Below are 23,188 nucleotides of genomic sequence, written 5' to 3'. Positions count from 1 at the left end.
GTCCGTTCAACGGGAGGCTCAGCGAAGCTCGAAGTGTTCCGTCCAGGCGATCATGTCGCCGGTGGTGGCGTTGCCGCCGCACACCACGAGACCGAGCCGCGCCCCCTCCCCGACCCGTTCCAGCACCCGCCGCGCGGCGGGCAGCAGACAGCCGGCGGCCGGCTCGGCCCACACCTTGGCGTGGTCCGCGAGCTCCAGCGAGCCCCGCACCGCCTCCCGGTCCGGTACCACCAGCACCTCGGTGACCAGCTCCGACACATGCTCGTACGTCAGCGGGGAGACGGCCGGGGCGCTGAGCGTGGAGACGATCGACGTCAGCTCCACCGGCACCGGGCCGCCCGCCGCCAGCGCCTCGGACATCGCCTGCGCGCCCTCGGTCTCCACGCCCCAGATCCGCACCCCGGGCCGCAGCGCGCGCAGCGCCGCCGCGACCCCGGAGATCAGTCCGCCGCCCCCGATGCTCACCAGGACGTCCGTGAGGTCACCGGCGTCCGCGGCGAACTCCAGCCCCACCGTGCCCTGGCCGGCGATCACCACCGGGTCGTCGAAGGGGTGGACCAGGGTCAGCCCCTCCTGCTGGAGCCGCGTCATGAGCGCGAACGCGCCGTCCATGTCGTCGGTCAGCCGCACCGACGCGCCCGCGGACTCCGCGATCTCCACGGCCCGCAGGGGCGCCGAACGCGGCATCACCACCGTGGCCTTCACATCGAGGGCCGCGGCCATCACCGCGAGGGCGATCCCGTGGTTGCCGCCGCTCACCGCCACGACCCCGGCGGCCCGCTCGGCCTCGCTCAGCGACAGCAGCTTCGCCGCCGCGCCCCGCACCTTGAACGAACCGGTGCGCTGCAGCAGCTCCAGCTTCGTGGTGACCGGGGCCCCGAGCAGTGCCGACAGGCCGGGGCTCGGCACGGTCGGGGTCCGCACCACGTGCCCGGCGATCCGCTCGGCCGCGGTCTCGATGTCGGCGATCCCGATCACGACTGTCACCTCTCCGGCGCGGGGGGTGTGATCCGTGCCGTCATCCACCCTGACCCGCCCGGCGGCCAAGGTCAACATCGCTCAGTGCTGCTGGGCCTTCTGCGGTGTCGCCTCACTGGGCCGGACGACGACGTACCCCTCGCCCTGCAGCATCAGCTGCACGGCCTCGCCCGACCCGCCGCGCAGCATCGAGCCCAGCGACTGGGAACGGTGCAGCGAGGTGGCCAGGCCCGCGGTCCAGCCGACGACCGCGTCCGTGTCCACGTACACCGGGTACTGCGGCGACACCGGGATCACCAGCGGGTTCCCCTCGCACACCAGCCCCAGCCGGCCCTGCCCGGTGAACACGCTGTTGAACAGCCCGCCGCCGGTGATGCCGGCGCCCTTCACGGTCGCGATGCGGTACGACAGCGAGGAGTCGAAGCACAGGACGTTGCGGCCGTTGACGGTGAACTCGTCGCCCGGGTCGACGTCGACGATGAAGCAGTTCTGCGCCTCGTGCGCGAACCACGCCTCGCCCTGACCGCGCACCGCCATCAGCGGCAGCCCCTCGCCGGTCACCGCCCGTTTGAGCATGCCGCCGACGCCCTGGCCCTTGCGCTCGAACTGGAGGTTGCCGCGGTAGGCGACCATCGCGCCCTGCCGGGCGAGCATCTCGCCGTCGACCGTGTAGCGGACGCACTTGGCGTTCTCGACGGACATGCCCACAGCCGTGGCCGGCTGCACCATGTGCTGACTGGAAAACAGGTCACCCTTCATGAGGGCATCCTCGCCCGGACTCCCTCCCTCCGCCAGGATCATGTACGGACGGCACCGGAACCGGTGCCGTCAGCCGCCGAAGAGCTGGGTCCAGTACGTGCCGGCCCGGCCGCCGCCCGCGAATCCGACGCCGATGTGGGTGAAGCCGGCCTTGAGGATGTTGGCGCGGTGGCCGGGGCTGTTCATCCAGCCCCGGACGACCTCGGCGGCCGAGCGCTGGCCGCACGCTATGTTCTCGCCGACCGTCCGCCGCGCCGAGCCCGCGGCGGCGGCCCGGTCCCAGGGCTCGCCGCCGTCGGGCGCGGTGTGGGAGTAGAAGTCGCGGGCCACCATGTCGGCGCTGTGCGCCTGCGCGGCCGCGGTCAGCAGGGGGTCGTGGGACAGGGGCGGCAGTCCGGCACGGGCGCGCTCCCGGTTGGTGAGGTCGATGACCTCGCCGGCCGTGCGGTTCAGCCCGTCGGGGGTGAGCGGACTGGCCCACAGCGCCGTCCAGTAGAGGTCGCCGGCCCCCTCGCGGGACCCCACGGCGGCGTGGGTGAAGGAGGGGTCGCACACGGTGCGGCGGGCCGCCTCGTGGCGCAGGCAGTGGTCGACGAACCGGTCGACCGTGAGCGGCCCGGAGACCAGGTGCTCGCCGACGGTGAGGTACGGGTATCCGGCGGCGACGACCCGCTGGTGGACGGAGACGCCGTCCACGCCCTCGACACCGAGGCGTCCGCCCCGCGCCATCATGCCGGCGTGCTCCCGTGCCGCGCCGGCCAGCCGCGCGTCGTGGGCGACCGGCGGTGAACCGGCGGCGGCCCGGACCGGGTTCACCAGTGCGAGGAAGCCGTCCCCGGCGGCCGGGCGGACCGGTGCGGCGGGCGCCGGGCCGGTGGCGACCGCCCCGTCGTCGTCCGCCACGTCGACCCCGAAGTCCCGTGCGAGACCGGCCAGTCCATCGGCGTACCCCTGCCCCAGGGCGCGCAGTCTCCACTCCCCGCCGCGCCGGTAGATCTCCGCGAGGAGCAGCACGGCCTCCTGTCGCACCCGGGGCGGGGAGAACCGGGCGAGCGGGTGCCCGCCGGCGCCGGTGACCCGGAGCACGGGGGCGGGCAGGCCGTTCAGCGGGGTGCCGGGCTCGGCGGGGCTGACGGCCACCGTGACGCGCGCGGCACCGGGACGCAGCGCCGACGGGTCGACGGTGAGGGTGTCCCCGACGAGCCGGGCGCCCGGCGCGGACGGCTGGTTGTAGAACACGAAGTCGCCGTCGCCCCGCACCTTCCCGCCGTCGTCCGTGATCAGCGCGGACACGTCGAAGGGGCCGGGCACCCGGACGGTCAAGGCACCGCCCGGGAGGGCCAGATTGCCGCCGGGGAGCAACTCCTGCATCGCGCCGCCCTGCTGTCGTCGTACACGGACCGGTGAGGGTGTCCGGACAACGACGAGCGGCGGCCGCGGGTTCCCGGCCGCGGTTCCTCAGCGGCGCAGCGCCTTCGCCCAGTCCGACGGCACCCGTCCCGCCGGACCCGGCGACGGCTGGTCCGCAGGGTGGCTCACGGGCGGGGCCAGGTCGGGGCCGGACTCGTACAGCTCGTTCGTGGCGTAGTCCCAGAACCAGTCCTCGCCCGGCTCGTAGCTGCGGACCACGGGATGCCCGGTGGCCTCGAAGTGCGCCGTGGCGTGCTGTCCGGGCGAGCTGTCGCAGCAGCCGATGTGGCCGCATTGCGCGCAGCGCCGCAGGTGGAACCACCAGCCGCCCACGGCGTCGCAGTCGGCGCAGCCCGCGCCGGTCGGGGGGACAGCGGGGTCGATGGCGTGGTCGCCGGTCATGCGGGCTCCTCGGGGGTGTCGTCGGGGGCCGGAGCGGTGAGCGGCAGCAGCACCTGGAAGCGGGTGTCGCCCGGCTCGGACTCGAACCGCAGGGTCCCGTGGTGCCTGTCGACCACGATCCGCCAGGAGATGTCCAGTCCGAGGCCGGTGCCCTCGCCCACCGGCTTGGTGGTGAAGAACGGGTCGAAGACCCGGTCGCGGACCTCCGGCGGGATGCCCGTGCCGGTGTCGCCGAACTCCACCAGCAGCCGGTCGTTCTCCCGCGCGGTGCGCACGGTCAGCGTGCCCTGCCCGTCGTCCGCGCCCGCGCCGTTCATGGCGGAGACCGCGTTGTCGATCAGGTTGGTCCACACCTGGTTGAGCTCCGCCGGGTACGCCGGGATCCGCGGCAGCGTCCGGTCGTACTCCTTGACCACCTTGATCCGCCGCCCGAACTTCCCCGACAGCATCAGCAGGGTGCTGTCGAGGAGTTCGTGCACGTCGGCGACCTGGAAGGGGGCGCGGTCGAGCTGCGAGTACTGCTTGGCGGCGTCGACGAGGTGCGAGATGCGGTTCGTGGAGTCCGCGATCTCGTCCATGAGCAGTTCCGTCTCGACCGTGTAGCTGAGCCAGCCGACCGCCGACGGGAGCGTCGCCTCGTCGACGGCGGCGGCGACCTGGTCCAGCCAGTCCAGGTCCAGCCCGGCCTGGACGAACGTCGGGGCGATCCGCCAGCCGTCGGGGATGCCGTGGTCGTCCAGCCAGTCGGCGAGCGCGTCCTCCCGGTCCGACGCCTCCAGCGGGCTGAGCACGGGCGCCTTCGCGACCCGTTCGGCCGTCCGCTCCTGGATGTCGATCAGGTTGGCCAGGGTCTCGCGGTCGTAGGTGCCCGCGGAGATGACGCGCAGCTTGTGCCGCATCTTGCCGACGCGTTCGCGCAGTGTCGCCGTCGCCCGTACGGCCGCGGCGGCGGGGTTGTTCAGCTCGTGCGTCAGCCCGGCCGACAACGAGCCCAGCGCCAGCAGCCGTTCGCGCTGGCCGATGGCGCGCTGGGCGTTCTTCGAACCGAAGAACAGCCCCTCCAGGAGGTGGACCGCCATCGGGAACCACTCCCGCATGACGCTCGCGAACGTGTCCGCGGGCAGCACGAAGAACCGCGTCGGCTCCGTCACGCGCATCGAGTTGTTGTAGACCTGCCGCACCCGGTCCCCGAGGTACGCCTGCATGGCCCCCGCGTACACCCCGCGCTGGGAGGTGCGGCTGACCTCCACGTCGTCCCCGCCGACCCGGCGGGACAGGACGACGGTGCCCTCCAGCATCACGTAGAAGCAGGTGGCGGGGGAGCCCTCGGCGTAGACCGGGCCGGGTTCGAACCGCTCCACCCGCCCCTCGGCGCAGAGCCGTCCGAGCTGCTCGGCGGTGAGCTTCTCGAACAGGAACAGGGAGCCGATCTCCCGCGGGCTGCACGGCATCGGCCGCCCGCTCACGACTGCTCCAGGTACCGGTGGACGAGCATCACGGCCATGGCTCCCTCTCCGACGGCGGACGCGACCCGCTTGGCGGACTCCGCGCGGGCGTCGCCCGCGACGAACACGCCGGGCACGTTGGTCTCCAGGTGGTACGGCGGCCGGTCCAGCTCCCAGTCGGCCGGTGGCCGCCCGTCGGGGGTCAGATCGGGCCCGGCGAGGATGAACCCGCGCTCGTCCCGCAGCACCGTGCCGTCCAGCCAGCCGGTCAGCGGGGCGGCGCCGATGAACACGAACAGCCACCGCGCGTCGACGAGTTCGGTTCCTCCGCTGTCCGTGTCGCGCAGCGTCAGCCGTTCCAGGCGGCCGTCGCCGTGCGCGCTCTCGACGACCGCGCCGCACCGCACCGAGATGTTCGGCGCCCGGTCGATCTGCTGGATCAGGTAGTGCGACATCGACGCCGTCAGATCCGGCCCGCGCACCAGCAGCGTCACCGACTTGGCGAACCGGGACAGGTACATCGCGGCCTGCCCGGCCGAGTTGGCGCCGCCGACGATGTACACGTCGTGGCCCTGGCAGGCGGCGGCCTCCGTCAGCGCCGACCCGTAGAAGACCCCGCAGCCGTTCAGTTCGTCGCAGCCGGGTGCGGCCAGCTGCCGGTACGACACCCCGGTCGCCAGGATCACGCTGTGCGCAGCGACCGACGACCCGTCGGAGAACCGTACGACCCGGGCGCCGCCGTTGACCTCGAGACCCGTCACCTCCCGCGCGGTGAGGATCTCGGCGCCGAACTTCGTCGCCTGCCGCCGTGCCCGCTCGGTGAGCTGCGCCCCCGACACGCCGTCGGGGAAGCCCAGGTAGTTCTCGATCCGGGAGGACTGCCCCGCCTGCCCGCCGGTCGCCGACCGCTCCACCAGCACGGTCCGCAGCCCCTCGGAGGCCCCGTAGACCGCCGCGCCGAGCCCCGCCGGGCCGCCGCCGATCACCACCAGGTCGTAGAAGTCGGCCTCCGGGGTCGTCGCCAGGCCCACCCGGGCGGCGAGGTCCACGGACTCCGGCTCCACCAGCGGCGTCCCGTCCGGGGTGATCACCACCGGCAGCCGCGTCCCGTCCTCGCCCGCGGCGGCCAGCAGCCGCCGGCCCTCCGGCTCGTCGGCGGAGTACCAGCGGTAGGGCACCTGGTTGCGGGCCAGGAACTCCCGCACGTCCGAGGAACGCGCCGACCAGCGGTGCCCGACCACCTTGGTGCTGGGCACCGGCCGGTGGTCGCTGCGCCGCCAGGCCTCCAGGAGGTCGTCCAGGACCGGGTAGAGCTTCTCCTCCGGCGGGTCCCACGGCTTGAGGAGGTAGTGGTCGAGGTCGACGACGTTGATCGCGTCGATCGCCGCGCCGGTGTCCGCGTACGCGGTGAGCAGCACCCGCCGCGCGCCCGGGTATATGTCGAGGGCCTGTTCCAGGAACTCGATGCCGTTCATCCGCGGCATCCGGTAGTCGGCGAGGATCACGGCGACGAGGTCGCCGCGCAGCTTCAGTTCGCGCAGCGCCTCCAGCGCGGACTCGCCGGACTCCGCGCGCACGATCCGGTACGACGCCCCGTAGCGCCGTCTGAGGTCCCGGGCCACGGCGCGGGAGACGCCCGGGTCGTCGTCCACGGTCATGATCACGGTCCGCGCCGCTTCGGCGGCCTGTGTCATACGTCCCCCACGTCGTGCGGTCGGATCCCCGGCGCGGCGGGCCCCGGCCCGGCCGCGGCCACCGCACCGGCCCTGCCCATCGTATGTTCGACGGCGCTCCCGCGCTCGGGTATGCGCGAGCCGCGGAGCGTGGGGAAGACTGGATCACGCGAAGCGGACACGACACCGGGAGGAACCGCATGACGCGCCCGATCACGGCAGGGATCGACGGAACCGGGGAGAGCCTCGCCGCGCTGGCCTGGGCCGCGCGGGAGGCGGACCGCCGGGGACTGCCGCTCAGGGTGGTGCACGCCTGGCGGTTCGAGGCGCACGACGCGGTGGACACGGGGGACAGGGCCACCCAGGAGCAGTGGGTGCGCGCGTCGGTGGAGGAGGCGGTCCGCGCCGTCGGTGAACGCCACCCCGGCCTGGCCGTGACGACGGACGTCCTGGAGGGCGACGCCGTGCGGACGCTGACCGGCGCCGCCGTGGACGCGGAGCTGCTGGTGCTCGGCTCGCGCGGACACGGGCGGATCATGGGCTTCCTGGTCGGCTCGGTCGGCCAGCAGGTGATCGTCGACGCCGAGCGCCCCGTGGTGTTCGTGCGGGCCGGGGACCGGGCGTCGAAGGAGGTCGCCGGACACGAGATCGTCGTCGGCCAGCAGGGCGACCCCGAGGACAGCGCCGCCGCGCTCGGCGTGGCCTTCGAGACCGCGGCCCGGCGCGGGGCCACGGTGCGCGCCGTGCGGGCCTGGGCCCTGCCGCCGGTGTTCGCCTACAGCCCCGCCTCGCTCCAGCTCCTCGACGAGGCCGGCGGCCTGGAACCGTTCGAGCAGAAGGCGCTGGCGGCGGCCCTCGCGCCGTGGCGGGAGCGCTACCCCGACGTGCACGTGATCGAGCACGTGGAGATGGGCAGTGCCGGACAGGTGCTGCTGTCGGTGGCGGGCACCGCCCAGCTCATGGTGGTCGGCCGCCGTGCCCACCGCACGGCCGTGGGGGCCAGGATCGGCTCGGTGGCCTACGGCGTCCTGCACCACGCGGACTGCCCGGTGGCGGTCGTTCCGCCGGCCTGACCCCGCGCGCTCCGGCCGGCTAGCCGTCCGTCGGCCGGAGCGTCTCCCGCGCCTTCGGCAGGATGTTCCTGATGTAGTCCTCGACGGCCGTGCCGAGCCCGATGTCGTGCTGCGCCCGCTCGGACAGGTACCAGCGGTGCTCCAGCAGTTCGTGGTAGATCTCCGCGGCGTCCATCGGGCCGCGCAGCTCCGGCGGCACGGACCGCACGGTGGGCCGGAAGACCTCGCGCACCCAGCGGTGGGCGAGGACCTCCGGGCGGGCGCCGAGGGGGTCGCCCGGCGCGTAGTCGTCCTGGGTGGCCATCCAGCTCTCCAGGTCGTTCAGCAGCCGCCTGGCCTGGTTCTCCTCGGCGTCCAGGCCGGTCAGGCGCAGCAGTTGCCGCTGGTGGTGACCGGCGTCGACGACCTTGGGCACGAAGGTGACGGTGTCGCCGTTGGAGGCGTGCTCGATCTGCATCTCGGCCACGTCGAAACCGAGGTCGTTCAGCCGGCGGATGCGGCGCTCGATGTAGTGGTGCTTGCCCGCCGGGTAGACGGAGGTGCGGGTCAGCTCCTGCCACAGGCTCTGGTAGCGGGCGCAGATCTCGGTGCCGAACTCGATCGGGTCGACGGAGGGGTGCAGCGCCCCGGAGGCCTCCAGGTCGAGCAGCTCGCCGCTGATGTTGACGCGCGCGAGATCGAGGTCGTACTCGCGCTGGCCGACGCTCAGTTCCGGGTGCAGGTCCCCGGTCTCGGCGTCCACGAGGTACGCGGCGTAGGCGCCCGCGTCGCGCCGGAACAGGGTGTTGGACAGCGAGCAGTCGCCCCACGCGAACCCGGCCAGGTGCAGCCGCACCAGCAGCACGGCGAGCGCGTCCATCAGCCGGTGCATGGTCGCCGGGCGCAGCGTCGTCTCGAACATCGACCGGTACGGCATCGAGCCGCCGAGGTGACGGGTGATCAGCACGCTCTCCAGCGGCTCACCGGCGGCGTCGGTGCGGCCGGTGACCACGGCGAGCGGGTCCACCGCCGGGATGCCGATCCGGTCCAGGTCGCGCAGCAGTTCGTACTCGCGCAGCGCGGGCCGCCGGGCGAGCTCCTTGACCGCGATCACCTCGTCGCCGGCACGCGCGTAGCGCACCACGTGCCGGGAGATGCCGCGCGGCAGCGGCACCAGGTACTCCTCCGGCCACTCCTCCAGCGGCAGCTGCCACGGCAGTTCCAACAGGAGCGCGGGGTGCTCCGGGTTGGTGGCGTTGATCTGCAGTGCCATGGCGGGGGTGTCCTCGTCTCGTGGGCGATCGTCGTCTCACCCTATTGGGCGCGCTCCCGGGCCAGCCGGGCGGCGTCCCGTACGGGCCCCTCGTGCAGCGGGCCGTGTCCGGGCAGCAGCAGGTCGCCGTCCAGCTCCGCCAGGACGTCCAGCGAGGCCACGGCGGTGGCGCGCTGGTGGTGGAACATGTCCGTCAGCATCTGCGGTCCCCCGGTCCGCGAGGTGGGATGGCCGCTCACCAGGGCGTCGCCCGACACGACCACCCCGGTGTGCGGGAGGTGGAACGCGCAGTGCCCGGCGGTGTGGCCGGGCGTGTGCACGGGCACGGGCCGGCCGGGCAGGTCGAGCGGCCCCGGACCGGCCCCCGGGAACGGCTCGGGCGCGGTGACCGCCACGTCCGCCGTCCCGCCGGAGCGCAGGGCGTGCGCCGCCCAGGGCAGCACACCCGGCCGCCAGCCGTTGCGCAGCACCTGCCCGACGGTCACCTGGTGCAGGAAGTCCCGCCGGGCGTGCGGCACTTCGGCCTCGTGGGTGTACACGGGAGTGCCGTACGCGGCGCTCAGGTGCTCGGCGGAGCCCAGGTGGTCGCTGTGGGCGTGCGTGATCAGTACGGCCGTCACCGCCTCCGGTGAACTCCCCACCTCCGCGAGGGAGGCGAGCAGCCCCTCGCGGTCGCCGGGGTAGCCGGTGTCGATCAGTGTGACGGCGTCCCCCTCGGTCAGGATCACCCAGTTGGTGTTCGTGCCGTGCACCAGGAAGGTGCCGTCCGCGACGTGCCGCACGGTTGCTCGCATGATCGTCCCGAGTCCAAGTCGTTGCCGTCCGAGGCGAGTAGGAAAGCAGATCACCGCGCGGGCGCGGACGGAGGGGTGCGCGGGTCCGGGCGCATCCCGAACAGGAACCGGGTCACCGCCCACCTGCGCACTCCGTACTCGTACAGCGCGAGGACCGCCGTCAGGGAGGCGGCCACGATCACCGCGTACTTGACGGCCATCGGCGCGGACCAGCCGACCACGCCGTACGCGAAGGCGACCACGACCGGCTGGTGCAGCACGTACAGCGGCAGGGCGGCGACGGCCAGATACGGCAGGATCCCGCCCCGGACGCCCCGGACGCCCCGGACGCTTCGTCCGCGCGGGCGCCGCGGCCGGTCCAGCAGGCCGAGGATCGCGATCACCCAGCACCAGCCGGCCGCCCCGAACAGCGCCCTGGTCACCAGCGCGGACGGGGTCCACGCGGTGAACGGGTCGTCCCCGGCGACGAAACCGGGCGCGGTCCCGGCGAACAGCACCACACCCAGCACGCCCACGGGGACCGCGGCGCGGCGCGTCGCCTCCCGCACCCGCCCGTCGTCCGCGAGGGCGAAACCGTGGACGAAGAACAGCAGGTACGCCCAGCGGTTCCAGCCCGCGAAGCCCTCCTCCATGCCCAGCAGCGCGTTGACGGCGGCGAGCGGCAGCGCGGGCAGCAGGAGCAGCGCGGGGCGGCTCCAAAGCGCGGGCGCCACACGGCCGGCGCCGGCCGCCAGCCGGGCGGCGACCGGCGCGAGCAGCAGACAGAAGGCGAGCAGCAGGACGACGAACCACAGGTGCCCGGTCTCGAAGTGGTCGCCCTCCAGGACGAAGGGGAAGTCGGCGAGGTCCGGCCGCACGGACAGGAAGCGCGCCCAGAACCTCCCGTACGGCTCGTCGTACCCGGGGCCGGCGGCGCGCAGCCGCAGCCACTGGGGGAGGGGGCACAGCACGGCCGTCGCGAAGACCAGCGGGACGCCCAGGCGCAGCAGCCGTTCCCGGGCGAACCCGGCGGGTCCCCGCCGGCGGATCGAGTGCCGGGCGCCGAGACCGGCGACGAGGAACAGCATGGGCATGGCCCACACCACGCCGAACCCGGCGAGGACGGTGACGGCGTCCGTGGTCCGCTCGTTCTTGACGTAGAAGTCGTCGTCCGGGGAGAAGACGAGGGCGGTGTGGAAGAACACCAGCCCGAGGACGACGAGGGCGCGCAGCACGTCCAGTTCGCCGCGCCGGCCGGCCTCCGGCCCCCGCTCCGTGTCCGCGCCCATCGGCCCCTCCCCGCCCGGGTGCGGCCCAGTGTGGGGGAGCGGGGGCGGGGAGGACAGGCTTCCGGCACGGACTTCGCCGCTCCAGGGCCTTTCGATACACCGGTGTATCGGATACGTTCCCGTATCGGACGAAGGGGCGGCCATGACGGTGGGCGGTACGGAGAGGCGTGTCACCAGGCGCCGGCTGCGCACGCGCGCGAACCTGCTCGAGGCCGCGTTCTCCGTCTTCGCCGCCAAGGGCTTCGGGCACGTCTCGATCGAGGAGGTCTGCGAGGCCGCCGGTTACACCAGGGGCGCCTTCTACTCCAACTTCGCCGGCCTGGACGAACTGTTCTTCGCCCTCTACACGGAGCGCGCCGAACTGATCGCCGAGCAGGTCGCCGGGGCCCTCGCCCAGGACGGACCCGACCTCGACGTGCCCGCCGCCGTGGACCGCGTCACCGAGGTCCTGCTCCTGGACCGCGACTGGCTGCTGGTGAAGACCGACTTCCTGGTGCACGCCGCCCGCGACCCGGAGGTGGCGCGCACCCTGCTGGAGCACCGGGCGCGGCTGCGCGGGGCCATCGAGGACCGGCTCGCCCGGGCCCGCGGCCACACCGGACTGCCCGCCGTGCTCGGTGACACCGCGGGCGCCGCGCACGCCGTGGTCGCCGCCTACGACGGCGTCACCACCCGACTGCTGCTGGACCGGGACGTCGAGGGCGCCCGGACCTGGCTGAGACAACTGCTGACCGCGCTGCTCACCGGATGACAGCCACCGCGCAACAGGAAGGGACGGTCGCCATGGATGCCGACGTCATCGTCGTCGGAGCGGGACTCGCGGGCCTCGTCGCGGCCCACGAGCTGACCAGCAGGGGCCGCAGGGTCGCCCTGGTCGACCAGGAGAACGCCGCCAACCTCGGAGGGCAGGCCTTCTGGTCCTTCGGCGGGCTGTTCCTCGTCGGCTCGCCCGAGCAGCGGCGCCTGGGCGTCAAGGACTCCTTCGACCTCGCCTGGAACGACTGGCAGGGCAGCGCGGGCTTCGACCGGCTCGACGACGAGGACTCCTGGGCGGTGCGCTGGGCGAGGGCCTACGTCGAGTGGGCGGCGGGGGAGAAGCGGTCCTGGCTGGACGGCCACGGCATCACCTTCCTGCCCACCGTCGGCTGGGCCGAGCGCGGCGACCTCCGCGCGGACGGCCACGGCAACACCGTGCCCCGCTTCCACATCGCCTGGGGCACCGGGACCGGCGTCGTCGCCCCCTTCGTCCGGTACGCCCGGCAGGCCGTCCGCGACGGACTGCTCACCTTCCACCACCGCCACCGGGTCGACGAACTCGTCGTCGGGGACGGCACCGCGCGCGGGGTGCGCGGCACCGTGCTCGCGGAGGACGACGCACCGCGCGGTGTCGCCTCCAGCCGCGAGGCGATCGGCGAGTTCGAGCTCACCGCCCAGGCCGTGATCGTCACCAGCGGCGGCATCGGCGCCGACCACGACACCGTCCGCCGGTACTGGCCCGAGCGGCTGGGCACCCCGCCCCGCGAGATGGTCACCGGGGTCCCGGCCTACGTCGACGGGCGGATGCTCGACATCAGCGCCCGCGCGGGCGTGCGCCTGGTCAACCGGGACCGCATGTGGCACTACACCGAGGGCCTGCGCAACTGGGACCCGATCTGGCCCGGACACGGCATCCGCATCCTGCCCGGACCGTCCTCGATGTGGTTCGACGCCCTCGGCCGCCGGCTGCCCGACCCCTGTCTGCCCGGCTACGACACCCTCGGCACGCTGAAGCACCTGCGCACCACCGAGGACATCGCCGGACACGACCACTCCTGGTTCGTCCTCACCCAGAGGATCATCGAGAAGGAGTTCGCGCTGTCGGGCTCCGAGCAGAACCCCGACATCACCGCCAAGGACCGGGCCGGCTTCCTGCGCACCCGCGTGCTGGGCAAGGGCGCCCCCGGCCCGGTGGACGCGTTCCTGCGCAAGGGCGCCGACTTCGTGACCGCCCCCACCGTCGAACAGCTCGTCGAGAAGATGAACGCCCTCACCGACGAGCCGCTGCTCGACGCGGCCGTCGTACGCCGCCAGATCGAGGCGCGCGACCTGCAGATGGCCAACGCCTACAGCAAGGACGCCCAGGTACAGGGCATCCGCAACGCCCGCCGCTACATCGGCGACCGCCTCGGCCGCGTCGCCACCCCGCACCGCATCCTCGACCCGGCGGCCGGCCCGCTGATCGGCGTCAAGCTGAGCATCCTCACCCGCAAGACCCTCGGCGGCATCCAGACCGACCTCGACTCCCGCGCGCTCGGCGCCGACGGACAGCCCGTCGAGGGCCTGTACGCGGCCGGCGAGGTGGCGGGCTTCGGCGGCGGCGGTGTCCACGGCTACAACGCCCTGGAGGGCACCTTCCTCGGCGGCTGCCTCTTCTCGGGCCGGGCGGCGGGGCGCGCGGCGGCCGAGCGGACCGCCTAGTCCTCCAGCAGGCGGGCCAGCACCTCCGCGTGACCGGTCTGAGGGCTCTTGGACGCGGTCAGCAGCGTCACCGGGCCCTTCCCGGCCAGTTCCCTCACGTGGTCGAGGAGTTCGGCGGCCTTTGGCGCCGCCAGCTCCGCCTCGTAGCGTTCGCGGAACTCCTCGTACGGCCGGTCGTCCGCGTGGTACCAGCGGCGCAGCTCGGTGGACGGGGTCAGCCCCTTGGGCCACTCGTCCACCCGCGCCGCGTCCTTCGCCAGACCGCGCGGCCACAGCCGGTCGACCAGGACCCGGACCCCGTCGTCCGGCTCGGGCGGTTCGTAGACACGGCGCACGCGCACGCTCATGGTCGGCCCCTTCCGGCGATGTCCAGCGAGCGTACTGCGGCGCACCGGGCCGGGCACGGCGGGATCACCGGCCCGGCCGGCCGGAGGAGCGCCGGGCGGCGGTACGGCGCTTCAGGGCACGGCGTTCCGTCTCGCTCGTACCGCCCCACACCCCGATGGACTGCCCCGTGTCCAGCGCCCACTGGAGGCACTGCTCCCGCACGGGGCAGCGTCGGCACACGGCCTTGGCCTGTTCCGTCTGCATCAGGGCGGGGCCGGAGGTGCCGATCGGGAAGAAGAGGTCGGGGTCCTCGGCCCTGCAGGCCGCACGTTCGCGCCAGTTGTCCATCGAGAGTCACCTGCGATCATCGGTGTGAAGACGGGCGGGCGCCCTTCTGGGCGCCTCGCTCCTTTTCGGGTCACCTGTCGACCGGCGGTGAAACAACGGGACACCGTGCGCGCGGTCACTGTTCGCGCAGCCCCCAGGGCGAACCGTAAGCGGTCAGCAGGTCCAGGAACGGTCCCGCGGGGAACGCCTCAGGACCGAGCACGCCCGTGCCCGACCAGGCACCCGTGGCGAGCAGTTCGAGGGCGACGACGGGGTTGACGGCGGTCTGCCACACCACGGCCTGGCAGCCGTACTCGGCCATGGACCACTGGTTGTCGACCACGTGGTACAGGTACACCTCGCGCGGCGCCCCGTCCTTCACGCCCCGCACCCAGGTGCCGGCGCAGGTCTTGCCGCGCATCCGCTCGCCCAGTGTCGCCGGGTCGGGCAGGCAGGCGGCCACCACGTCCCTGGGGGAGACCCGCACCGGGCCCTCCCCGCCGGGCACGGTCACCGGTTCGGTGCGGTCCAGGCCCAGCAGGCGCAGCGTCCTGAGCGTGTCGATGAACTCGCGGCCCAGACCGTACTTGAAGGTCACCCGGCGGGCGTCGATCCAGCGCGGGACGAGCAGCACCTCCTCGTGCTCGACGTTCACGCACTCCACCGGGCCGATGCCCTCGGGGAAGTCGAACACCTCGGGCTCGCTGAACGGCTCGGTGGTGAACCAGCCGCGCCCCTCCTCGTAGACCACGGGCGGGTTGAGGCACTCCTCGATGGTGGTCCAGATGCTGAAGGACGGCGCGAAGGCGTAGCCGTCCACCGTGAGGTTCGCGCCGTCGCGTACGCCGATCTCCTCGATCCCGTCGAAGAGCTCGTCGGCGGCGTACCGGGCGAAGACGTCCGACAGGCCGGGCTCCACGCCCATCCCGACCAGGGCCAGCGCACCGGCCTCCTCCCACTCCCCGGACCGCGCGAACTGCTCGTCGCCGAGCTTGACCCCGCACTCCTCGTACGGCCGCTCGGCGTGCGGCCGGGACAGCGACATCGCCATGTCGACATAGTCGGCACCGGCGCGGCGCGCCGCGCGGAACAGCGGCATCACGAACCGGGGGTCGGTGGCGTTGAGCAGCACGTCGCAGCCGTGCCGTTCGAGCAGCGCCGTCACCCCGTCCTCGTCACCGGCGTCCACGTGCTCGGCACGGAACCGGACCCCCTGCGCGCCGAGCGCGGCGACCGCCGCCTCGGCGCGGGACGGGTCGTGGTCGGCCACCACCATCCGGTCGAAGAACGGCCGCCGGGCCGCGATCCGGGTGACGGCGGTACCCACGCCGCCGGCTCCCACCAGCAGTACACGCATGACGGAGCACTCCCTCTCTGCCTCGTGGATCCCCGGGGATCCGGGATGTGTGCGGGGCCCCTGGCCGGAGATACAACGCCGTGCGGCGACATAAGGTCAATGGCGTTGGCATAAGAGCGCGAGGAGACGACGATGCCGAAACGCGTGGTTCCCGAGGAGCGCCGACGGCGCCGCAGGCCGACGAGGAGCGGCCGGGTCCTGTCCGAGACGCTGATCGTCGAGACGGCGCTGCGCCTGCTGCGCGAGCACGGCAGCACGGGTCTGACCGCCCGCCGCCTCGGCCTCGCCCTGGACTGCGACCCGAGCACCCTCTACCGCTACTTCCGCGGCATGGACGAGCTGACCCTCGCCATCGGGGACGCGCTGATCGGCCAGGCGCTGCACGGCTGGCGGCCCACGGGACGGTGGCGGGCCGACCTGCGGGCCGTCGGGCTGCGCATCCACGCCGCCTACGTGTCGCACCCGCAGGCCGCCGTCCTCACGGCGAGCCGGGTCTCCGGCCGGGCGAACGAACTGGCGGCCGACGAGGCGGTCCTCGACGTGCTGCGCACCGCGGGCTTCCCGCTGCCGGAGACGGTCCGCGTCTACCACGCCTTCATCGACACCACGCTGGCCTTCGCCGCCCTCGACGCCGCGTCCCTGGCCCTGCCCGACGCCGCGCTCCACGCCGACGAGGAGATGTGGCGCTCCACCTACGCCCGCCTCCCCGCCGCCACCCACCCCCGCATCGCCGAGGCCGCGCCCCTGCTGGCCACCCGCATGGTCACCAGCGCCTATCCGACGGCACTGGACATGCTCCTGGAGAGCGCGGGCAACAGCCTGGCGGGGTCCTAGCCGGGGGCCGGCGGAAGGCCGGAGGGGCCCTCAGCGGCGCAGCGCTTTTGCCGCCGCCTCCGTCACCGCGTCCGCCACCGCCGCCAGCGCGGGGGAGTCCAGCTTCCACTGCTGCCAGTACAGGGAGACGTCGACCTTCCGGTCCGGGGCGAACACCGTGAGGCGGCCGGCCCGGAGCAGGGGGTCGGCCTGGGCCTCGGGGACCATGCCCCAGCCCAGGCCCGCGGCGACCGCCTCGGCGAAGCCCTCCGAGGTCGGCACGTAGTGACGCAGCGCGCTCGCCTCGGTGCGTCCGCGCGTGAGCCGGCGCACGAAGCCGTCCTGGAAGTCGTCCTTCCGGTCGAACACCACCACGGGCGCCACGGGCAGCACCTCCCGCAGCGGCCCCGCGAGATGCCGTACGGCGAACTCCGGGTTCGCCACCGGGAGATAGCGCATCCGTCCCAGATGCCGTACGGAACAGCCCGGCACCGCGTCCGGCGACGAGGTCACCGCGGCCATCACCGTCCCCTCCCGCAGCAGCGCCGCCGTGTGGGCCTCGTCCTCCCGGCGCAGTTCGAAGCGGAGCCGCGAGTCGGCCGGCAGGCGGGTGAGGGCCCCGAGGAACCAGGTCGCCAGCGAGTCCGCGTTCACCGCCACCGGCACCCGGGTCGGCTCCCCGGCCCCGCTCAGCCCCAGCTCGGCGTACGCGTCCCGTTCCAGCCGGCCCACCTGGCGGGCGAGCCTGACCAGCACCTCGCCCGACTCGGTCGGCCGCACCGGCTTGGTGCGCAGCAGCAGCACCCGCCCCGTGCGCTGCTCCAGCGCCTTCACCCGCTGGCTCACCGCCGAGGGCGTGACGTGCAGCGCGGCGGCCGCCGCGTCGAAGGTTCCCTCGTCCACCACGGCGAGCAGGGTCCTCACCTGGTCCAACGGAAGATCGGTCATCACGAGAGCTAATGCTACGTAAGAATCATTAGCTGTACTGCAGAGCCTTGCCGCCCGTAGCGTCGTCGCCATGACCAGCTCGCTGACCACCGCCGCCGCCGGATTCGGCACCGGCCTCTCCCTCATCGTCGCCATCGGCGCCCAGAACGCCTTCGTCCTGCGCCAGGGCGTCCGCCGTGACGCCGTACTCGCCGTCGTCGGCATCTGCGCCCTGTCCGACGCGGCGCTCATCGCCCTCGGGGTCGGCGGGGTCGGCGCGGTGGTCGTGGCGTGGCCCGGCGCGCTGACGGCGGTCGGCTGGATCGGCGGCGCCTTCCTGCTCGGCTACGGCGCCCTGGCCGCCCGCCGGGTGCTCCGTCCGGCCGCCACCGGACTGGAGACGGCGGGCGAGGCGGCGGGTTCGCGGCGCCGGGCCGTGCTCACCTGCCTCGCCATGACCTGGCTCAACCCGCACGTCTACCTCGACACGGTGTTCCTGCTGGGCTCGGTCGCCGCCGACCACGGCCCGCTGCGCTGGACCTTCGGCCTCGGTGCCGTACTGGCCAGCGTCTGCTGGTTCACGGCGCTCGGCTTCGGCGCCCGCCTGCTGAGCCGCTTCCTGGCCCGCCCCACCGCCTGGCGGGTCCTGGACGGACTGGTCGCCGCCACCATGATCGTCCTCGGCCTGACGCTCATCGCGGGGGCCTGACGCCGCGACCGGGCGCGGGGCCGCTACAGCGCCCCGCCGCGCCTGTGCATCGCGTACTGCTCCATCAGCTTGCCGCGTGTCGTCTCCAGCCGGTGGGCGAGCACCTCGGCGACGCTGCGCACCAGGGTCATCCCGAGCGGCGGGTCCTCCTCGCAGAGCCGGAGCACGGCCGCCGAGTCGAACTCGTAGGCGCGCACCTGGCTGAAGGCCACGGCGCCGAAGTCCCACTGGTGGGGCGGGAACAGCCAGGACCAGCCCAGCAGATCACCCGCGCCGAGACCGGCGACGGTCACCCGGTGCAGGTCGTTCACCCGCTGGTCCAGCGAGACCGCGCCGGAGCGGATCACCCAGAACCGGTCGGCGGTGCCTCCCGCCTCGAAGATGCGGGTGTCCTCGGGGAAGGACACCTCCCGCGCCAGTGCCATCAGGCGCTCGCGCTGCGGCGGGGGAAGGGCGGTCAGGAGTTTGATCGCTTTGGTCATGGCGCGGGGCTCCTCGCCGGGCATTCGGTTCCGGTGCTTTCCCTACGTTCATTTCAGCCGCTGCGGCCGTTCGGGGCACCTCGGCGGACACGAGAAGTCCGGTTCCCGCCGCCGGCCCCCGCCCGGGCATGAAAAAGCCCTGGCTGGACGGGGGAAGCCAGCCAGGGCCGTAAGCGGTGGTGTCCGGAGGACGGGGGGTCGACTCCGCCACCACGTATGAGTGAACGATAAACCATTTCGGTGGCGTCCGGGTAATCGGGGCGCGTGACCTGTTTCACTGCCCCCGGGCGGCGCGCTCGTCCACCACCCGGACCGTGTCCAGGGCGGGGTTCGACGGGTCCGGCAGGTGCATGCCCGCGGCCAGCCCCGTCCGCAGATAGCGGAGCACGGGCTCGGTGAGCCGTTCGCCCGGCAGGACGGCGGGGATACCGGGCGGATACGGCGTGACCATCTCGGCCGCGATCCGTCCGGCGGCCCGGGCCACCGGCACGTCCTCGGCCGGGCCGAAGAACGCGTCCCGCGGCAGCAGCGCCTGCGCCATCCGCAGTTCGTCCGGCGACGGCACGTCCACCCTCGGCGCCCGGGGCAGGTTCCGTGCCGCCCGGCCCAGGTCCCGCAGCGCCGACAGCAGTTCCCCGGTCGTCTCCCGGTCGTCGCCGTGGGTGATCTGCATCCCGATGCGGCGGTGGTCCACCAGGTGCGCGTCGACGCCGCGGTGCTCGCGCAGCCAGTCCGCCGCCTGGAACCCCGTGATGCCGAGACCGTCGAGATCGATCACACCGGGCAGCGGATCGAAGTCGTCCGCCAGACCCGGGCCGCAGAAGTCGTCCCGGTCATGGACGTGCATGCCGTCGATCTCCTCGATCGCGGCCCGGACCCCGTCGGCGAGCGCCAGCGCCGATCCCATCAGCTCCTTGCCGCGCAGCGCCATCTGCCGCCGCCAGCCGTCGAGACCCGCGAAGATCAGCACCGACGGGCTGGTGGTCCCCAGCAGGTCGGCGCGCATGCCCAGCAGCGCCGGCGGCACCAGATCGCCCCGCAGGTGGAACACCGAGCCCTGCTCCAGACCGCTGCCCATCTTGTGGATGCTGGTCACGCAGATGTCGGCGCCCGCGTCCATCGCCCAGGACGGCAGATCGGGGTGGAAGGGCAGGTGCGCGCCCCAGGCCTCGTCCACGATCAGCGGGCGCGAACGCCGGTGGCACACCTCGGCGATGTCCCGCAGCGCCGCGCTGGCGCCGTACGGCGTCGGGCTGGTCACCAGCGCGCCGCGCGCGTCGGGGTGGGCGTCGAAGGCCCGGTCGAAGTCGTCGGCCGACGGCGGGTGCGCGAGGTGCCGTACGGCGTCCCACCGCGGTTCCACCCACACCGGCTCGATCCCGGACAGGATCAGCCCGGACACCACCGACTTGTGGGCGTCCCGCCCGATCAGCAGCTTCTCGTGCGGCCCCGCGACCGACAGCATCGCCGCCTTGACCGACAGGGAGCTGCCGCACGTGCTGAAGAAGGTGTGGTCGGCGTGGACCGCGTCGGCCATCAGCTCCTGGGCCCGCTGCAGCACCCGGCCCCGGGTGAGCCGGTCGTCCAGGCCGCCCGACGCCAGCACATCGCCCAGGAACACCGCGTCCCCGAGCACCTCGCGCACCGCGGGATCCGCCCCGCGGGCCTGTTTGTGCCCGGGTGGGGTGAAGCCCAGCCGTCCGCTGCGGTGGTACTCCTCCAGTGCTTCCAGAACCGGTGCCCGGCTGTGATCGACCGTCATGGACTCCCGGGTGCCCGGCGGCGGCCCGCCTCAATCCGCACGGAAACCCGCACGGAAATCCGCGAGACCCCGCCGGTCAGCCCTGCGCCGCGCGCTTGCCCGGCGTCAGGATCTCGTCCAGCACCCGCAGTACGACCCCGTAGGCCACGCCGCGCACCTCGGCGTCGCGCGCCGCGCCGGTATCGCCGGTGTCCGCCCGCCCCAGCTCGTCGCCCCGGGCCCGCCAGGTCCGCTCCTCCTGGGCCGCGCAGGCCCGTGCCCGCTGGATGCGCCGCATCAGTTCGTCCGAGTCCACCACATCGGTCATACCGTCCGCGTACCCCCGTGCGCCGATCGGATGACAGGTATTCAGCGAACGTCCGGGAGGTTTGCCGCTACCGGGACAGGTGAGCCGAAAAGGGAGGTCCGAGGCATTCTCCATCGATTTCGTCACCGATCAGGGAGCCGCACGATGTGTGAGGAGCACACGACCGAACCCCTCGAACCGCCCGGCGCGCGCCGGGCCGGACCCCCTCGCCCCTGCCGTCCGGCGGAGGTCCGCGAGGCCGTCACGCGGGCGGTGTCCGAACGCTGCCGGGCCACCCGCACCCCCTGCGACACCGAGGCCCTGGCGGACGTCCTGCTCGTCGCCTCCGAGCTCACCACCAACGCCATGCTGCACGGCGGCGGGGTCACCGACTTCCAGGTCGACGTGAGCGGCCCCGGCGTGCGCCTGTCGGTGAGCGACCGCAGCGCCGAGCTGCCCGTCGTCGTGGAGCCGACCGACCGGCAGGGACGCCGCCGTCCGGGCGGTCACGGCTGGCCCATCGTGTGCCGGCTGTCCCGCGACATCCGGGTCTCCGACCTGCCCGCCGGAGGCAAGTGCATCACCGCCGTGGTGCCCCTGTCCTGACCAGCCGGAACGGGCCCCGGCAGATCGTGTGACGAAGCGGAGTTTGTTCTACCGGCAAGGGGGCAATCGGAGGTTCGTGCTTCGGACCGGAGGCGCGCCAGCGGGAGTGGTACGGCTGCTGTGGACCCTCCGGGCGTCCCGGTGACGGCCCTCCCGCGGTAGATCCCTGAAACCACCGTTCGGGAGCGAACCGCATGCTCATTGACACGTCCGCCCATCGTTCCGGCCCCTCCGACACGACGAGCGCCGCCGCCCCCCGCCGGCGGCACGACGACGCCCCTGACACCGCCGTCCTCTTCACCCGGCTGGCCTCCCTGGAGGACGGCCCCGAGCGGGACGCCGTCCGGGACGAGCTCGTCACCGCGTGGCTGCCCATGGCCCACCGCATCGCCGGCCGCTTCCGCGACCGCGGCGAAGCCGTCGAGGACCTGCGCCAGGTGGCCGCCCTGGGCCTGGTGAAGGCCATCGACCGCTTCGACCCGAGCCGCGGCGCCTTCGAGAGCTACGCCGTCCCCACCATCACCGGCGAGGTCAAGCGGCACTTCCGCGACCGGATGTGGGCCCTGCGCGTGCCCCGCCGGGTGCAGGAACTGCGCAACAAGGTGCGGGTGGCCCGGCGCGAACTCACCCAGAACCCCGGCAGCCCCGAGCCGTCCGTGGCGGCGATCGCCGCCCACACCGGGCTGACCGAGGAGGAGGTCGGCGCCGGCATGGAGGCCCTGGAGAGCTTCAGCACCCTCTCCCTGGACGCGGAACTGTCGTCCGACGACGACGGCTACAGCCTCGCCGACACCCTCGGCGCCGCGGACGCCTCCTACGACGTCGTCGTCGACCGCGAGTCCGCCAAGGAGGGCCTGCGCAGGCTGCCGGAGCGCGAGCGCGCCATCCTCTACATGCGGTTCTTCGAGGACATGACCCAGAGCCGGATCGCCGACCGGCTGGGCATCTCCCAGATGCACGTCTCCCGTCTCATCAGCCGCAGCTGCGCCCGGGTGCGCGCCGACGTGATGGGACAGCGCACCGGCCGCCGCGGTACCGGCGGACACTCGGCGACGGCGTGAGCGACGCCCGCCCCACCAGGAAGCGAGACACATGCTGAAGCCCCACCCCACCGTGCTGCGCCGGCTCGTCGAGGAGTACGAGACCCTGACGGCGGCCGGAGGCGGACCGGCCGGCCCGGACCCGCGGACCGGCGACCTGGCGTACACCCTGTGCGTGTCGACCGGCACCCGCGACGTGCGCCACGCGCTCACCACCGCGCGCGGCTGGCTGGCGACGGCCGGGCAGGACGCGCCCGGGTCCGGCGCCCCGGCCGCCGTATGACCCGCGGCGTGCGGGGAACCCGAAGCGGATGAGCGAATCCGAGATTCCCCCGGAAGGCAGGCCCGTGGACGTCTATCTCGACCTCCTGCGGGTCAGGATGGACACCGAGGACTACCGGCTTCTGCTCCACGTGGTGGAGCCGGTCCTCCAGGCGATCGAGGAACACCGGCTGTCCGGCATGGACCTCGCGCTGGACGGCGGGGACGAGGAACTCCCCCAGGAGGTGCGCGACGAGGCCGCCCTCGTCATCGCCACCGCCGTCACCGGCCGCCTGGACAACGAGGTGGTCGAGCTGGAGGTCGACGAGACCGGACCGGTCCGGGTGGTCACCGACGCGGCGACCGCCGCCGACCCCTCCCGCCTGGACGAGATCGCCGACTACATCAGGGACCGCCACCGCCAGAACGAGGAGCTACGAGGCATCGCCGAGGCCAGCGGCCTCCCGACCGACTTCTGACCCCGCCCACGTCCCGCCCATGCGTACGGCCCCGGCACCGACCGGGGCCGTACGCATGGGCGAGGGCGAACGCGTGGCGCACACGGGCGCACCGCCCGGCCGGCGTACGCACGGGCGCGTGGGCCGGTCCAGCGGCCGACGGCCTGGCGGGGTCGGTTCGCGGCGGTGCCGGTGCCGGTGTTCGGGTGCGGGCATGGGTGTGCTGCCCGGTCGGGCGTGCGCACGGGCGTGTGGGCCGGGGGCGGCGGTCCGCCGGCCGGTTCGCGGCGGTGCCGGTGGCGGCGTACGGGTGTGCCGGACG

Annotated in this window: 25 protein-coding genes; 9 read left to right on the top strand and 16 right to left on the bottom strand. The window is 73.6% G+C overall.

Annotation, left to right across the window (positions count from 1 at the left end; genetic code table 11):
* Positions 1-18: 18 nt before the first annotated feature.
* The 6 genes from ACZ62B_RS36395 to ACZ62B_RS36370 all read right to left on the bottom strand — a co-directional run bounded on the left by ACZ62B_RS36395 (position 19) and on the right by ACZ62B_RS36370 (position 6,688).
* Positions 19-978: a threonine/serine dehydratase gene (locus ACZ62B_RS36395; RefSeq protein ID WP_344569613.1), complete on the bottom strand. Its 960-nt coding sequence runs from the start codon at positions 976-978 to the stop codon at positions 19-21.
* Positions 979-1,059: 81 nt separating this feature from the next.
* Positions 1,060-1,737, bottom strand: coding sequence for an AIM24 family protein (locus ACZ62B_RS36390; RefSeq protein WP_344569615.1), 678 nt, complete (start codon positions 1,735-1,737; stop codon positions 1,060-1,062).
* A 69-nt stretch (positions 1,738-1,806) separates the two neighbouring features.
* A complete protein-coding gene (locus tag ACZ62B_RS36385) occupies positions 1,807-3,108 on the bottom strand; it encodes a CAP domain-containing protein (RefSeq protein ID WP_469693687.1) in 1,302 nt (433 codons plus the stop codon).
* 87 nt (positions 3,109-3,195) lie between these two features.
* The gene (locus ACZ62B_RS36380) at positions 3,196-3,549 is read right to left on the bottom strand and encodes a UBP-type zinc finger domain-containing protein (RefSeq protein WP_344569619.1); all 354 of its coding nucleotides are present in this window, start codon (positions 3,547-3,549) and stop codon (positions 3,196-3,198) included.
* Positions 3,546-5,015: an ATP-binding protein gene (locus ACZ62B_RS36375; RefSeq protein ID WP_468885315.1), complete on the bottom strand. Its 1,470-nt coding sequence runs from the start codon at positions 5,013-5,015 to the stop codon at positions 3,546-3,548. Before ACZ62B_RS36375 ends, ACZ62B_RS36380 begins: the two co-directional genes overlap by 4 nt.
* Entirely contained in the window at positions 5,012-6,688 is a 1,677-nt protein-coding gene (locus ACZ62B_RS36370; protein ID WP_344569623.1) for an NAD(P)/FAD-dependent oxidoreductase, read from the bottom strand. The genes ACZ62B_RS36375 and ACZ62B_RS36370 overlap by 4 nt, the downstream gene beginning before the upstream one ends.
* 179 nt (positions 6,689-6,867) lie before the next feature.
* Between ACZ62B_RS36370 and ACZ62B_RS36365 the strand changes: the two genes are divergently transcribed.
* Entirely contained in the window at positions 6,868-7,740 is an 873-nt protein-coding gene (locus ACZ62B_RS36365) for a universal stress protein (RefSeq protein ID WP_469693684.1), read from the top strand.
* Between the two features lie 19 nt (positions 7,741-7,759).
* Here ACZ62B_RS36365 and ACZ62B_RS36360 read toward each other — a convergent pair whose 3' ends face one another.
* The 3 genes from ACZ62B_RS36360 to ACZ62B_RS36350 are packed head-to-tail and all read right to left on the bottom strand — an operon-like array spanning position 7,760 to position 11,054.
* Positions 7,760-8,992, bottom strand: a complete 1,233-nt coding sequence (locus ACZ62B_RS36360; RefSeq protein ID WP_468890142.1) for a DUF4032 domain-containing protein — start codon at positions 8,990-8,992, stop codon at positions 7,760-7,762.
* A 41-nt stretch (positions 8,993-9,033) separates the two neighbouring features.
* Entirely contained in the window at positions 9,034-9,786 is a 753-nt protein-coding gene (locus ACZ62B_RS36355) for an MBL fold metallo-hydrolase (protein WP_344569629.1), read from the bottom strand.
* 50 nt (positions 9,787-9,836) lie between these two features.
* Positions 9,837-11,054: an acyltransferase family protein gene (locus ACZ62B_RS36350; protein ID WP_469693683.1), complete on the bottom strand. Its 1,218-nt coding sequence runs from the start codon at positions 11,052-11,054 to the stop codon at positions 9,837-9,839.
* A 142-nt stretch (positions 11,055-11,196) separates the two neighbouring features.
* Between ACZ62B_RS36350 and ACZ62B_RS36345 the strand changes: the two genes are divergently transcribed.
* Positions 11,197-11,805: a TetR/AcrR family transcriptional regulator gene (locus ACZ62B_RS36345; RefSeq protein ID WP_344569633.1), complete on the top strand. Its 609-nt coding sequence runs from the start codon at positions 11,197-11,199 to the stop codon at positions 11,803-11,805.
* A 32-nt stretch (positions 11,806-11,837) separates the two neighbouring features.
* Positions 11,838-13,511 (top strand): FAD-binding dehydrogenase, encoded by a 1,674-nt coding sequence (locus ACZ62B_RS36340; RefSeq protein WP_344569635.1) that lies wholly within the window; start codon positions 11,838-11,840, stop codon positions 13,509-13,511.
* Here ACZ62B_RS36340 and ACZ62B_RS36335 read toward each other — a convergent pair.
* The 3 genes from ACZ62B_RS36335 to ACZ62B_RS36325 form a co-directional block, all read right to left on the bottom strand.
* Complete coding sequence (locus ACZ62B_RS36335; RefSeq protein WP_344569637.1) at positions 13,508-13,858, bottom strand: DUF488 domain-containing protein; 351 nt, start codon at positions 13,856-13,858, stop codon at positions 13,508-13,510. The genes ACZ62B_RS36340 and ACZ62B_RS36335 overlap by 4 nt on opposite strands.
* 64 nt (positions 13,859-13,922) lie before the next feature.
* Positions 13,923-14,186, bottom strand: coding sequence for a WhiB family transcriptional regulator (locus ACZ62B_RS36330; protein WP_344569638.1), 264 nt, complete (start codon positions 14,184-14,186; stop codon positions 13,923-13,925).
* 115 nt (positions 14,187-14,301) lie between these two features.
* Entirely contained in the window at positions 14,302-15,522 is a 1,221-nt protein-coding gene (locus ACZ62B_RS36325) for a saccharopine dehydrogenase family protein (protein ID WP_344569639.1), read from the bottom strand.
* Positions 15,523-15,654: 132 nt separating this feature from the next.
* Between ACZ62B_RS36325 and ACZ62B_RS36320 the strand changes: the two genes are divergently transcribed.
* The gene (locus ACZ62B_RS36320; protein WP_344569643.1) at positions 15,655-16,356 is read left to right on the top strand and encodes a TetR/AcrR family transcriptional regulator; all 702 of its coding nucleotides are present in this window, start codon (positions 15,655-15,657) and stop codon (positions 16,354-16,356) included.
* Between the two features lie 30 nt (positions 16,357-16,386).
* On the opposite strand, the gene ACZ62B_RS36315 is transcribed toward ACZ62B_RS36320, so the two are convergent.
* The gene (locus ACZ62B_RS36315) at positions 16,387-17,283 is read right to left on the bottom strand and encodes a LysR family transcriptional regulator ArgP (protein WP_469693680.1); all 897 of its coding nucleotides are present in this window, start codon (positions 17,281-17,283) and stop codon (positions 16,387-16,389) included.
* Between the two features lie 70 nt (positions 17,284-17,353).
* Here ACZ62B_RS36315 and ACZ62B_RS36310 point away from each other — a divergent pair, with 70 nt between their 5' ends.
* Entirely contained in the window at positions 17,354-17,971 is a 618-nt protein-coding gene (locus tag ACZ62B_RS36310; protein ID WP_344569647.1) for a LysE/ArgO family amino acid transporter, read from the top strand.
* Positions 17,972-17,994: 23 nt separating this feature from the next.
* Here ACZ62B_RS36310 and ACZ62B_RS36305 read toward each other — a convergent pair whose 3' ends face one another.
* The 3 genes from ACZ62B_RS36305 to ACZ62B_RS36295 all read right to left on the bottom strand — a co-directional run bounded on the left by ACZ62B_RS36305 (position 17,995) and on the right by ACZ62B_RS36295 (position 20,522).
* Positions 17,995-18,453, bottom strand: a complete 459-nt coding sequence (locus tag ACZ62B_RS36305; RefSeq protein ID WP_344569649.1) for a cyclic nucleotide-binding domain-containing protein — start codon at positions 18,451-18,453, stop codon at positions 17,995-17,997.
* Positions 18,454-18,727: 274 nt separating this feature from the next.
* Positions 18,728-20,215: an aminotransferase class I/II-fold pyridoxal phosphate-dependent enzyme gene (locus ACZ62B_RS36300; protein WP_468885306.1), complete on the bottom strand. Its 1,488-nt coding sequence runs from the start codon at positions 20,213-20,215 to the stop codon at positions 18,728-18,730.
* Positions 20,216-20,291: 76 nt separating this feature from the next.
* Positions 20,292-20,522: a hypothetical protein gene (locus ACZ62B_RS36295; RefSeq protein WP_344569653.1), complete on the bottom strand. Its 231-nt coding sequence runs from the start codon at positions 20,520-20,522 to the stop codon at positions 20,292-20,294.
* Between the two features lie 144 nt (positions 20,523-20,666).
* On the opposite strand from ACZ62B_RS36295, the gene ACZ62B_RS36290 reads away from it, so the two are divergent.
* The 4 genes from ACZ62B_RS36290 to ACZ62B_RS36275 all read left to right on the top strand — a co-directional run bounded on the left by ACZ62B_RS36290 (position 20,667) and on the right by ACZ62B_RS36275 (position 22,887).
* A complete protein-coding gene (locus ACZ62B_RS36290) occupies positions 20,667-21,107 on the top strand; it encodes an ATP-binding protein (protein WP_344569655.1) in 441 nt (146 codons plus the stop codon).
* A gap of 194 nt (positions 21,108-21,301) precedes the next feature.
* Complete coding sequence (locus ACZ62B_RS36285) at positions 21,302-22,168, top strand: SigB/SigF/SigG family RNA polymerase sigma factor (protein ID WP_344569657.1); 867 nt, start codon at positions 21,302-21,304, stop codon at positions 22,166-22,168.
* A gap of 31 nt (positions 22,169-22,199) precedes the next feature.
* The gene (locus ACZ62B_RS36280) at positions 22,200-22,430 is read left to right on the top strand and encodes a DUF5133 domain-containing protein (protein WP_344569659.1); all 231 of its coding nucleotides are present in this window, start codon (positions 22,200-22,202) and stop codon (positions 22,428-22,430) included.
* Positions 22,431-22,458: 28 nt separating this feature from the next.
* Positions 22,459-22,887: a hypothetical protein gene (locus ACZ62B_RS36275; protein WP_073935966.1), complete on the top strand. Its 429-nt coding sequence runs from the start codon at positions 22,459-22,461 to the stop codon at positions 22,885-22,887.
* Positions 22,888-23,188: the final 301 nt, after the last annotated feature.

It is taken from the genome of Streptomyces sp. NPDC053426, from assembly GCF_055585405.1.
Note: the sequence above shows the minus strand (reverse complement) of the source record. Positions and strands in the feature narration are given on the sequence as shown.

What these genes read in the sequence shown, in the direction of transcription:
- ACZ62B_RS36335 (WP_344569637.1), bottom strand. Translation starts at nt 13,858, where the DNA reads ATGAGCGTGCGCGTGCGCCGTGTCTACGAACCGCCCGAGCCGGACGAC.
- ACZ62B_RS36385 (WP_469693687.1), bottom strand. Translation starts at nt 3,108, where the DNA reads ATGCAGGAGTTGCTCCCCGGCGGCAATCTGGCCCTCCCGGGCGGTGCC.
- ACZ62B_RS36290 (WP_344569655.1), top strand. Translation starts at nt 20,667, where the DNA reads ATGTGTGAGGAGCACACGACCGAACCCCTCGAACCGCCCGGCGCGCGC.
- ACZ62B_RS36380 (WP_344569619.1), bottom strand. Translation starts at nt 3,549, where the DNA reads ATGACCGGCGACCACGCCATCGACCCCGCTGTCCCCCCGACCGGCGCG.
- ACZ62B_RS36315 (WP_469693680.1), bottom strand. Translation starts at nt 17,283, where the DNA reads ATGACCGATCTTCCGTTGGACCAGGTGAGGACCCTGCTCGCCGTGGTG.
- ACZ62B_RS36305 (WP_344569649.1), bottom strand. Translation starts at nt 18,453, where the DNA reads ATGACCAAAGCGATCAAACTCCTGACCGCCCTTCCCCCGCCGCAGCGC.
- ACZ62B_RS36360 (WP_468890142.1), bottom strand. Translation starts at nt 8,992, where the DNA reads ATGGCACTGCAGATCAACGCCACCAACCCGGAGCACCCCGCGCTCCTG.
- ACZ62B_RS36280 (WP_344569659.1), top strand. Translation starts at nt 22,200, where the DNA reads ATGCTGAAGCCCCACCCCACCGTGCTGCGCCGGCTCGTCGAGGAGTAC.
- ACZ62B_RS36320 (WP_344569643.1), top strand. Translation starts at nt 15,655, where the DNA reads ATGCCGAAACGCGTGGTTCCCGAGGAGCGCCGACGGCGCCGCAGGCCG.
- ACZ62B_RS36275 (WP_073935966.1), top strand. Translation starts at nt 22,459, where the DNA reads ATGAGCGAATCCGAGATTCCCCCGGAAGGCAGGCCCGTGGACGTCTAT.
- ACZ62B_RS36295 (WP_344569653.1), bottom strand. Translation starts at nt 20,522, where the DNA reads ATGACCGATGTGGTGGACTCGGACGAACTGATGCGGCGCATCCAGCGG.
- ACZ62B_RS36325 (WP_344569639.1), bottom strand. Translation starts at nt 15,522, where the DNA reads ATGCGTGTACTGCTGGTGGGAGCCGGCGGCGTGGGTACCGCCGTCACC.
- ACZ62B_RS36370 (WP_344569623.1), bottom strand. Translation starts at nt 6,688, where the DNA reads ATGACACAGGCCGCCGAAGCGGCGCGGACCGTGATCATGACCGTGGAC.
- ACZ62B_RS36350 (WP_469693683.1), bottom strand. Translation starts at nt 11,054, where the DNA reads ATGGGCGCGGACACGGAGCGGGGGCCGGAGGCCGGCCGGCGCGGCGAA.
- ACZ62B_RS36390 (WP_344569615.1), bottom strand. Translation starts at nt 1,737, where the DNA reads ATGAAGGGTGACCTGTTTTCCAGTCAGCACATGGTGCAGCCGGCCACG.
- ACZ62B_RS36345 (WP_344569633.1), top strand. Translation starts at nt 11,197, where the DNA reads ATGACGGTGGGCGGTACGGAGAGGCGTGTCACCAGGCGCCGGCTGCGC.
- ACZ62B_RS36310 (WP_344569647.1), top strand. Translation starts at nt 17,354, where the DNA reads ATGACCAGCTCGCTGACCACCGCCGCCGCCGGATTCGGCACCGGCCTC.
- ACZ62B_RS36285 (WP_344569657.1), top strand. Translation starts at nt 21,302, where the DNA reads ATGCTCATTGACACGTCCGCCCATCGTTCCGGCCCCTCCGACACGACG.
- ACZ62B_RS36340 (WP_344569635.1), top strand. Translation starts at nt 11,838, where the DNA reads ATGGATGCCGACGTCATCGTCGTCGGAGCGGGACTCGCGGGCCTCGTC.
- ACZ62B_RS36300 (WP_468885306.1), bottom strand. Translation starts at nt 20,215, where the DNA reads ATGACGGTCGATCACAGCCGGGCACCGGTTCTGGAAGCACTGGAGGAG.
- ACZ62B_RS36365 (WP_469693684.1), top strand. Translation starts at nt 6,868, where the DNA reads ATGACGCGCCCGATCACGGCAGGGATCGACGGAACCGGGGAGAGCCTC.
- ACZ62B_RS36355 (WP_344569629.1), bottom strand. Translation starts at nt 9,786, where the DNA reads ATGCGAGCAACCGTGCGGCACGTCGCGGACGGCACCTTCCTGGTGCAC.
- ACZ62B_RS36330 (WP_344569638.1), bottom strand. Translation starts at nt 14,186, where the DNA reads ATGGACAACTGGCGCGAACGTGCGGCCTGCAGGGCCGAGGACCCCGAC.